Consider the following 8,759-nt stretch of genomic DNA (forward strand, 5'->3'; position numbering starts at 1 on the left):
CGCCTCACCTCGGCGCGCCCACAACACGACGGAGAACACCCAAAGCAAGGCCAGCACACCCCTTGACCGGCCCCGCTCCTTCAGGGATGACCTGCTGAAACGCCTTCCGTCGGTTTCCGGCGTCCTCTGCCGTTACTCGCGCTCAGTTGTGCCGGATCTGTTCCTGAACCCGTGGATTGCCGGCGAGGCGCTCGGCGGCGGCCCAGTAACGGCGGGCGGGTTGCGGCCGTCGCTTATTTGAGGGCCGCCGAAGGCTTGCAAGCCAGACCTACAGTCACGGCGTGACCACACCACGCACGTACAGGCGCAGGCTGCTGTCGGCGCGCACTGTCGCCTGGATCGAACTCGTGGCACTGATCGTTGCTCTCGGTGCGCTTGCCAGAGACGTCTTCAACTGGACCATCCCCGGCGCGGCGAGCGAGGATCGGCAAAAGATCCAAGTCGACCCTCCCGAGTCAGGAACGCTGTCGAGGTGCGCCACGATGCGGGGCTCCGCTCCCCGGTATCAAGGGCAAGGCGCTGTGGATGGCCCACACCTCTTCAGGCGGAAGATACTTCTTCGCGCAAGCCACCTACGACGACAACGGTCGATGGCGGGCGACAGACACATTTGGCGGCGAAGGCGACGTGAACCAGCGTTTCCGTATTGTCGTCTTCCTGGTCGACCAGGAGATCTCATCCTTTCTGACCGGGATCCGGGGTGAGAGTGCAGACGGCAAGCCCGGCCGCTACTGGGCCCAAGCGCTCCCGCCGGGGGCCACTCACGAAGCATCCCTCTCGGTCGCTCGGGACGGCACGCGCGGCCAGCCCTACTGCGGGCAACCGGGAACGTAGCGAGGGGTCGCGAGCGTCGATGACAGCCTGAAGGCTGGGGCTGCTCACCGTTAGGGTCCGCGACGTCTCGCTTACAAGGCGTTTCCGGCGAGAGCCGTAGCGTCCGCTGACGTCCACGGGGCCCGGCCCGGAGGCGACATCCGTTCGCGCTGGTCCGGCCCCGGCCGCCACCGTTGATGTCAACGGCTGATGTCAGGTCGCCGCTACGGTTTCCGGCGTCACTCAAAGCATCCATCGATGCCTGCCGCATTCAGGCAGCCTCGTACGGGGGGCGTGCAGGCAACCCGACGGTCGATGGCGTGCTCGGGCATCAGCGCGGGGGGCACGACTCAGGTCGGTTCCGCGTGGCGAACACGCTCCACGCGATCAGCCACGCCGGCAGGTACGGGCCGACCCAGTACGCCTTTGGCACTGGTGTATGCGGCGGGAAGAAGACCGGGGCAAGCTTGTCGGCCAACACGAAGCCGAACGCCACTGTCCCAGCGCCCACCAACGCAGCGGTCAGCGCCGCGAGCACGCGGTGGCGCTGCCAGCGATGCGCCGCCGCCCACGCCAGGGGTACAGCACCCGGCAGTGCGATGGCCAGCATGACGGCCAGGAACAGCAGGCCCACCCACCACGGCAGGTTCACCTCGACGTCGAAGAACATGCAGCACCATAGTGCTTCGCGTCAATCGACAGCCAGAGACCGTTCAGCACCAGTCAGTAGAGGCTGATTGGGGGCAACTGCGCCAGACAAACATCAGTTCACCAACTACAGGTAAGAAGGACCCGGCTGGCCTGGTGATCGGGCCGATACGCCTGGTTGCCTGGGCAGACGTCGTCACCAGCGGTCGTCGTTGGTCGCTTGACGATCGGCCTCCGACGGCCTGGACCTGGTCCTCGTCGACCCCTTGACGCCCAGGCAACCAACACCGGACGCTGACCTGCGGCTCCGAAGCCGCTGAGCTGCCAGGACGATCCCCCAGTGTCCGCGACGGTCCGCTGGCGTCCGTCCCGATCGTCAACCAAATAGTCACCCAGCTGCCGGGGAGACCTCAACATCGGGCACGCAACGGGCGCGGACCCGGTTGTCGGGCACTCGCCTCCTGGGCCGGCCGCCGGTGGCCGGGTCGTCGCCCTTTGGTCGAGGCGGCCGCCCACCTGATCGAGCATCCTCGAAACCGAGTCCCCCGCTGTGCACAACACGATAATTTCGCGATATGGGCATCACCGGGGGGATAGCATGCTTCTTTTTTATTGTCGTGATTGTGGCGTTCATCGCGTTTTGGGTAGTGCGTTACGGGCGCGGCCCGAAGCAGCCGACGCCGGCAAACGAGGTGGGCCACGAGTTACCACCGCCACCACCGGACGATCCAAAGCCGCCGCAGCACCCGCGCGGCCGTCGCTGACGCGGCGACCGACCAGTCCTGGCGCATCAGGTCAGGAAGACGCGCAGGTCGGAGTCCGTGTGCAGCCAACGAAGCGGGCCGCTGTCGGGCGCGGTCACAGCAGGTCCGGGTTGAAGTGCTGGGACTGGGAGTAGAACAGGTAGTAGCAGTGGTGCAACTTCTCTACGTCAAGCGCGCCGGGCTGGAGGTACTGGTCCGCCACCTTCTTCCAGCCGTCTGCACCGCCCACCTCGTCGGCGTACTCCCCAGCTGGCGAGAGTTGATCGAGCACTACGGCGTAACAGAGCCGATCATCGACCGCGCTATGCAGGTCCTACGGATCAAGGGGATGACCGATACGCCGCCCGGCGCGGGCGTCTTCGTCGCCGAATAGCTGCCGGGCCCAGCCGCCGCGACCGCGACCCCTCGGTTGTAAAGAGGAAGATGCCCCTGGCAGGGCACCCGCGGGTTTGTGAAACTCGATGCGTCACCCGCTGACGTCGACAGAGCTTGGCACCTGCAAGCCCGTTTGTAAGAGTGACGCTGGAGCCCGCCCCGGTAGGTACTCCGGGTTGCCGCTGTGAGCGCGTGTCTGAGTTTCTTGATCTTTCGCGGGTTCCGCGGGCGACGCCTTGTCGGCTCGACTCCACCATGGAGGCGTCGTGGAGATCGTGTATCCGCGGGTCGCGGCGATCGACGTGCACAAGAAGCAGATCACGGTGGCGGTCCGGGTCCCAGGCGGGCAGGCCGGGCAGCGCCGCCAGCAGGTACGCAAGTACCCGACGTTCTACAGCGCGCTGCGGGAGATGGCTGTCTGGCTGCTCACCGAGCAGATCACGCACGTGGCGATGGAGGCCACCGGCGTGTACTGGCGGCCCGTCTTCCACGCCCTCGCCGAGGCCGACGGGCTGAAGGTCCTGCTGTGCAACGCCCACCACGTCAAGAACGTGCCGGGCCGCAAGACCGACGCCTCCGACGCGGTGTGGCTGGCCGAGCTGTGCGAGGTGGGGCTGCTGCGTGGCAGTTTCATCCCGCCCGCCGACATCGCCGCGATCCGGGAACTGACCCGCTACCGCAAGAAGCTGATCGAGGAACGCACCCGGGAGACCCAACGGCTGCACAAGGTCCTCGAAGACGGCGGCATCAAGCTCGATTCCGTCGCCTCCGACGCCACCGGCGTCTCCGGCCGGGCCATGATCGAAGCCCTCATCGCCGGCGAACGTGACCCCGTAGTGTTGGCTGACCTGGCCAGAGGGGTGCTGCGCAAGAAGATCCCCGACCTCACCCTCGCCCTCGCAGGCCGGTTCGCCGACCACCACGCCCTGCTCTGCCGGCTGCACCTGACCCACATCGACCACCTCAACGACATGAGCGGCAAGCTCGACACCCGCATCGAGGAAGTCATCACCCCGTTCGCCGCGCAGCGGGACCGGCTCAAAACCATCCCGGGCGTGGGTGACCGCGCAGCGCAGACGATCATCTCCGAGATCGGGGTCGACATGACCCGCTTCCCCACCCCAGCCAATCTCGCCTCCTGGGCCGGCCTCTGCCCAGGCAACCACGAATCAGCCGGCAAACGCAGAAAAGGCACCACCCGCCACGGCAACCCCGACCTCGCCACCGTGCTGGTCGAAGCAGCCTGGGCCACCTCCCGCACCCGCACCCGACTCGGCGCCCGCTACCGCCGACTCCACCGACGCTTCGGCAAAACCGACAGCAAGAAAGCCGCCGTCGCCATCGCCCACACCATCCTCGTCATCGCCTGGCACTCACTCGCCAACAACACGACCTACACCGACCTCGGCGCCGACTACTACACCCACCGAGACAACCCCGAGACCCGCAAAAACCACCCGCTACGCCAACTACACGACCTCGGCGACCAAGCCGAACTCACCCCACTCGCCGCCTGAGCCCAACCCCACTACCCCATGGAGCCCGGCACTCCGGCAGCCGGCCGGTGTCCTGTCACGGGAGATGCTTGAGACCGGCGCCTCAGCAGATGCCGGACATGATCCACAACTGATGGACCGTCCGTGTCCTGCATGAGGGCCTGACCGTGGGGGCCTGCTGCTCTTTGCAAGCCCGCGCCACAATCCAGGCCGTGACAGCTTCACGCCCTCTTTCCGGCACCGCGCGTCGCCACCGGCTTTCCTTGATCGCCTGCTTCACCGCTCCCGGCGGGATCGCGGCGCTCGCGAGCCTGTTCGCCTGGTCGGGGTGGCTGGCTGTCATCTCGTCGGTCATAGCATTGGTGGTTGCTAGCCAACTTGTGTTGACCCAAACCGTGTGGAGGGGCGCTTCACTCACGGTGAAGGCCGTCGCGATGGCGGCGTTCGTCGCGTCCGTCTTCTGGGTGATCGCGATGATGTTTGCCCCCCGGCTCACTGTGCTGGATCTGCGAGGGCAGCCGGTGGTGGCGACAGTCGTGGACCACGACGCCAGCCATGTCGGCCGCGGGGAAGAGCACTGCTACCGCGTGCAGCGCACCGACGGCAGTCCCATCTTTGGCGACATCTGCCGGGACTCGGACGAATTCGCCGTAGGCGAGACGATGACTGTGCTGGTCGACCCCAGCGGCCTCATCGCACCAGAAACCCCAAGCGAAGTTGCTGACGCCCGCTTCTGGCAAATCACCGGGCTCGTGAGTCTCGTCGCGACCCTCGTCCTGTGCTGGGTTACAGGCGGACTCACGCCCTGCGTGACTGACGGTCACCTCGTTCGGCGGCGGCTCCCCCGTTCACCACGATCCAGATATCGCAGCAAGTACCAGTCCTGACCTATCACCGCTTCGCTAGATCATTGTCAAGCATGAGCTGGGACGGATTCGTCAAGCATGTGGTGGGACTCGGCAGCCGGCAGCCGGCAGCCGGCAGCCGGCAGCCGGCCTGTCGTACTCCGCATGACGGCCAGATGCGTTATGAGTCAGCCCTGATCACCGGCACCGATACTGGCAGCAGCCCACCCAGGACCACCACCGCGAGCCTCACAGATGGGTTACGCGATGGCCGGTTCGCTGGCTAACGACTGTGCGACCTCCGGTCGGAGCCCCACGACCCGACGGCCGACCGCTAACCTACGAGGCTCTTCGTCATGAGGTGCTCGCGGCGCACACCGTCGGGCATGAGGTCGCCGCGTTCACCCGTGTCGCGGAAACCGTTCCGCCGGTAGAGGGCCCAGGCGATCTTGTTGCCCTCTACAACGGCCAGCCGCAGCGTCCGCGCGCCCACCAGCCCGGCCCACTGCTGGACCGCCCGCACGAGGTGGTCGCCCACGCCTTGGGCACGTCCAGGGGCAGGGCTGCCCTATCCGCTTCTGCCGATGAGCGCGTACACCGTGGCCCGGATCTCATCGGTCACCTCGCCGGGCGTTTCGATGGCCGCGGTGATCAGCTCCATGCCTTCGACCTTGTGCCCGCCGAGCCACCAGTACCAGCCGGCGCCCGCCGCGAGCCGCATCGCCGCGTGCGCCTCGCCGGCCGCGAGCGCACCACGCATCGCAGAACTGATGTTGTCGTGCTCGACATCGAGCGTGGCGAGCCATTCCAATTGCTCGGCGCGGCGAAGCTGCGGCTCCGCGGTCTCTGCGAGTTCGGTGAAGTAGGCGAGATGCGCATGGCGCGCCACGTCGAATTCCCCGGCCTCCGCGAGCCGGTGCCCGGCGTACTCCTTGATCGTGCCGAGCATCCGGTAGCGCGGTGCGCTGTCGCCCTCAGTGAGCAGCAGCGATTTCTCGGCCAGCGAGGTGAGCAACTCGAGCACCTGCTCCTGCTCGACCCCGTCGCCGACGCAGACCCGCTCGGCCGCTTCCAGGCTCGCCCCGCCCGAGAACACCGAGAGCCTGCGCAGGACCATCCGTTCGGCGTCGGTGAGCAGCTCCCAGCTCCAGTCGACCACCGCGCGTAGTGTCCTGTGCCGCGGCAACGCGGTACGGCTGCCGCCGGTCAGTAGGCGGAACCGGTCGTCGAGCCGGTGGGCGAGCTGATCGATGGACATGGTGCGCAACCTGGCCGCGGCCAGTTCGATCGCCAGCGGCATCCCGTCCAGCGCACGGCAAACGCGCACCATCGTCGACAACGTGTGGGCGTCGACCGCGACATCCCTGCGCACCGCGCTCGCCCGGTCCAGCAGCAACCGGACGGCGGCAGAGGACTCGATCTCGTCAGGGCCGGCGTCCCCCGCCGGCAAGGCCAGCGGCGCGACCCGCCACAGCGCCTCACCGGTGATGCCGAGCGGTTCCCTGCTCGTCGCCAGGATCCGCAGCCGCCGGCACTCCCCGAGCAGTCGATGGGCGAACGCCGCCGCCGACTCGATCACGTGCTCGCAGTTGTCCAGAATCAGCAACATCGTCCGCTCGCGGATCGCGGCGATGAGCCGATCCGTCAGATCCGCGTCCGGTGCCCCGCCGAGCAGAGCGTCTTGGAGGCCGAGCCCGGCAAGCGTCGACTGCGCCACGTCACCGTCGGCGCCGATGGCCGCGAGGTCCACCAGCCAGGCCCCGTCCGGCAGGTCCCCGAGCAACGTCCGCGCGGTTTCCGTGGCCAGCCTGGTCTTCCCCGAGCCGCCTGGCCCGCGCTCCGCGTGCTACACAGCGTCACGCCGGCCTGCGTCAGGGCGAAGCTTGGGGCCTGGAGCTGGACCACGTCGACTTCTTGCGCCGAGAGATCCGCGTTGTTCAGCAGGTAGTCACCCCGCCAGGTGGCTCGCCACGGCTCGCGCCACCGAAGACTGCGACCAGCCGGCGAACCGTGGAGATGGGCCAGGTGGTCGCCGACGCGCTCGCCCGGCACATCGAACTCTTCCCGCCGGTCGACGTGGAGATTGTCGACGAGACGAACCCACGCAAGCCGGTAACTCGCAATGCGAAGTTGTTGTTCACCAGCGGCCGCGGCAACCCGATCCAGCGAACCGGGTGGGCGCACCCATGGAAGAAGGCCGTTGAAGCGGTCGACGGGGTACCGGAGGGGTTCGGCTATCACGGGCTGCGTCACTACTTCGCCACGCTGCTGATCCATGGCGGGGCGAGCGTGAAGACGGTTCAGATGGCGCTTGGGCACGCCACGCCGATCATCACCCTCAACACATACGCGGGGGAGTGGCCAGAGGCGATCGACCGGACGCGGAACCTGGTCGACGCGGCTCTATCAGGTGCTCGGCTGGCGGTCGCCCGGTGAGGTGCCGGGTTGTGCCCGATCTGTTCCCACCGTTTCGGGCCGGCGTAGCGTCGCAGGTCAACGTCGTGGTCTTCCTCGGTTCGTCCAGTTCCGCTGGAAGTAGGAGTCCCGGCTTCCCGACCTTCCGCGCCACCCCGACGTGACCGTGACCTGCGACAGCGCCTCTTTGCGCTACGTGGTGTTCTGCGCGTCCCCGGCGGCTTGGACGAAGGCGCGGACCAGCGGGGTTTCACTGGCGCTGCGCCACACCGGCGCGTACCGCAGGATCGGTCCATCGGTGATGGGCACAAATGTGATGTCACGGCGTTGCCGGTAGGCGGCCACGTGCAACCCGATGGCGGATACGACGCTGCCGGCGCCGATCGCCGTGAGGGCCTGCTCGAGCGTGGACACGGCGGTTCCGCGTCGGATGGGCCGCCCGGCCGGTGTCACGAACGGGGTGTGCGCCTCCCACACATAGCTCGGAATAGGCCCCTCCAGATCCGCCACCGGGTGATCGCCGAGATCCTCCATCTCGACCCGGTCCCGACCGGCCAGCGGATGATCGGCGGCGACACCCAGCACCAGCTGCTCGGTGTACAGCTGCGGCCCGACGGCGAGGTCGGGCTCGCGGACAGGTAGCCAGAGCAGCCCGATGTCGATCCGGCCCGCGCGCAGCCCGCCGAACGGGTCGGCGGGGAGAACTTCGCGCATGCGCAGCTCACACTGCGGATGCCGCTGTCGGAACAGATCGAGGACGGCCGCGATCTCCAGGTGGTGGGTGGACATGGTGCCGACGGTCAGGGTGCCGACCTGCCCGCGAGCGGCGGCGGCAGCCTCATCGATGCCTGCCATGATCTCGCGGTAGCCCGCGACGAGCCGGTCGCGAAGCCGCTCGCCGAGCGGGGTGAGCCGCACGCCGCGGCTGGTCCGCTCGAACAGGGCAGCGCCGACAACTTCCGCAGCACCGTCACCGTCGCCGTCGAGGCAGCCGCCCAGGCCAACCGGGGCGAGCCCAGCCCCACCATGGCTGAGATGGCCCGCAAGATCACCGGAGCCCTCGATGCCGTTTGAACCGTCACGCCCCATGCCCCTGCCGTGATGGCAACCACCGTGGCATCAACCATACCCAATGCCGAGACGGAGAAAGGAAACCAGGGATGAGCACCAATCAGGACTAGCAGGCCGCAGAGCAAGTCTTGCGCCGACCCGCCCGCCCCGGTGAGCTCGTCATCGGCGACAAGAACCCCGTGTCAGGGGCGCGTCAGGCCGGTGACAGGGCGGATCCCGATAGTTGGCCGCATGACGACTTCAGCGATTGCGGTCTCAGGACTGCGGAAGGCCTATAAGGACAAGGTGGTGCTCGACGGTATCGATTTTGATGTTCGTGCGGGCACGGTGTT

General features: G+C 67.5%; 10 protein-coding genes and 3 pseudogenes. 8 read left to right on the forward strand and 5 right to left on the reverse strand.

The genetic code is table 11. The features are described from left to right. Together ACFYOS_RS35965 and ACFYOS_RS35970 are read left to right on the forward strand one after the other, a co-directional pair. The coding region (locus ACFYOS_RS35965; protein ID WP_387151687.1) for a hypothetical protein at window positions 1-241 on the forward strand (241 nt) is incomplete at its 5' end. Between the two features lie 284 nt (window positions 242-525). Continuing rightward, window positions 526-834, forward strand: a complete 309-nt coding sequence (locus ACFYOS_RS35970; protein ID WP_387151690.1) for a hypothetical protein — start codon at window positions 526-528, stop codon at window positions 832-834. Between the two features lie 310 nt (window positions 835-1,144). Here the strand turns inward: ACFYOS_RS35970 and ACFYOS_RS35975 are convergent, their stop codons facing one another. Together ACFYOS_RS35975 and ACFYOS_RS35980 are read right to left on the reverse strand one after the other, a co-directional pair. After that, on the reverse strand, window positions 1,145-1,483 hold the full coding sequence (locus ACFYOS_RS35975; RefSeq protein WP_387151692.1) for a hypothetical protein: 339 nt from the start codon (window positions 1,481-1,483) through the stop codon (window positions 1,145-1,147). Window positions 1,484-2,319: 836 nt separating this feature from the next. After that, complete coding sequence (locus ACFYOS_RS35980) at window positions 2,320-2,454, reverse strand: hypothetical protein (protein ID WP_387151712.1); 135 nt, start codon at window positions 2,452-2,454, stop codon at window positions 2,320-2,322. Between the two features lie 12 nt (window positions 2,455-2,466). Here ACFYOS_RS35980 and ACFYOS_RS35985 point away from each other — a divergent pair. The 3 genes and pseudogenes from ACFYOS_RS35985 to ACFYOS_RS35995 all read left to right on the forward strand — a co-directional run. Next, window positions 2,467-2,598, forward strand: a pseudogene (locus ACFYOS_RS35985) (GntR family transcriptional regulator); the annotation flags it as partial. 268 nt (window positions 2,599-2,866) lie between these two features. Then, on the forward strand, window positions 2,867-4,117 hold the full coding sequence (locus ACFYOS_RS35990) for an IS110 family transposase (RefSeq protein WP_387151695.1): 1,251 nt from the start codon (window positions 2,867-2,869) through the stop codon (window positions 4,115-4,117). 191 nt (window positions 4,118-4,308) lie between these two features. Beyond that, window positions 4,309-4,983: a hypothetical protein gene (locus tag ACFYOS_RS35995; protein WP_387151699.1), complete on the forward strand. Its 675-nt coding sequence runs from the start codon at window positions 4,309-4,311 to the stop codon at window positions 4,981-4,983. Between the two features lie 292 nt (window positions 4,984-5,275). Here the strand turns inward: ACFYOS_RS35995 and ACFYOS_RS36000 are convergent, their stop codons facing one another. Next, window positions 5,276-5,479: a GNAT family N-acetyltransferase gene (locus ACFYOS_RS36000; protein ID WP_387151701.1), complete on the reverse strand. Its 204-nt coding sequence runs from the start codon at window positions 5,477-5,479 to the stop codon at window positions 5,276-5,278. 45 nt (window positions 5,480-5,524) lie between these two features. Next, a pseudogene (locus tag ACFYOS_RS36005) lies at window positions 5,525-6,775 on the reverse strand (ATP-binding protein); the annotation flags it as partial. 32 nt (window positions 6,776-6,807) lie between these two features. On the opposite strand from ACFYOS_RS36005, the gene ACFYOS_RS36010 reads away from it, so the two are divergent. Beyond that, window positions 6,808-7,377, forward strand: a complete 570-nt coding sequence (locus ACFYOS_RS36010) for a site-specific integrase (protein ID WP_387151709.1) — start codon at window positions 6,808-6,810, stop codon at window positions 7,375-7,377. A gap of 171 nt (window positions 7,378-7,548) precedes the next feature. Here ACFYOS_RS36010 and ACFYOS_RS36015 read toward each other — a convergent pair whose 3' ends face one another. Continuing rightward, complete coding sequence (locus tag ACFYOS_RS36015) at window positions 7,549-8,145, reverse strand: LysR family substrate-binding domain-containing protein (RefSeq protein ID WP_387151704.1); 597 nt, start codon at window positions 8,143-8,145, stop codon at window positions 7,549-7,551. Between ACFYOS_RS36015 and ACFYOS_RS36020 the strand changes: the two genes are divergently transcribed. Further along, a complete protein-coding gene (locus ACFYOS_RS36020; protein ID WP_387151706.1) occupies window positions 8,089-8,430 on the forward strand; it encodes a hypothetical protein in 342 nt (113 codons plus the stop codon). The genes ACFYOS_RS36015 and ACFYOS_RS36020 overlap by 57 nt on opposite strands. A gap of 228 nt (window positions 8,431-8,658) precedes the next feature. Then, window positions 8,659-8,759: pseudogene (locus tag ACFYOS_RS36025) on the forward strand (ABC transporter); the annotation flags it as partial.

This window comes from Micromonospora sp. NPDC005806 (assembly GCF_042871425.1).
Classification (GTDB): domain Bacteria; phylum Actinomycetota; class Actinomycetes; order Mycobacteriales; family Micromonosporaceae; genus Micromonospora.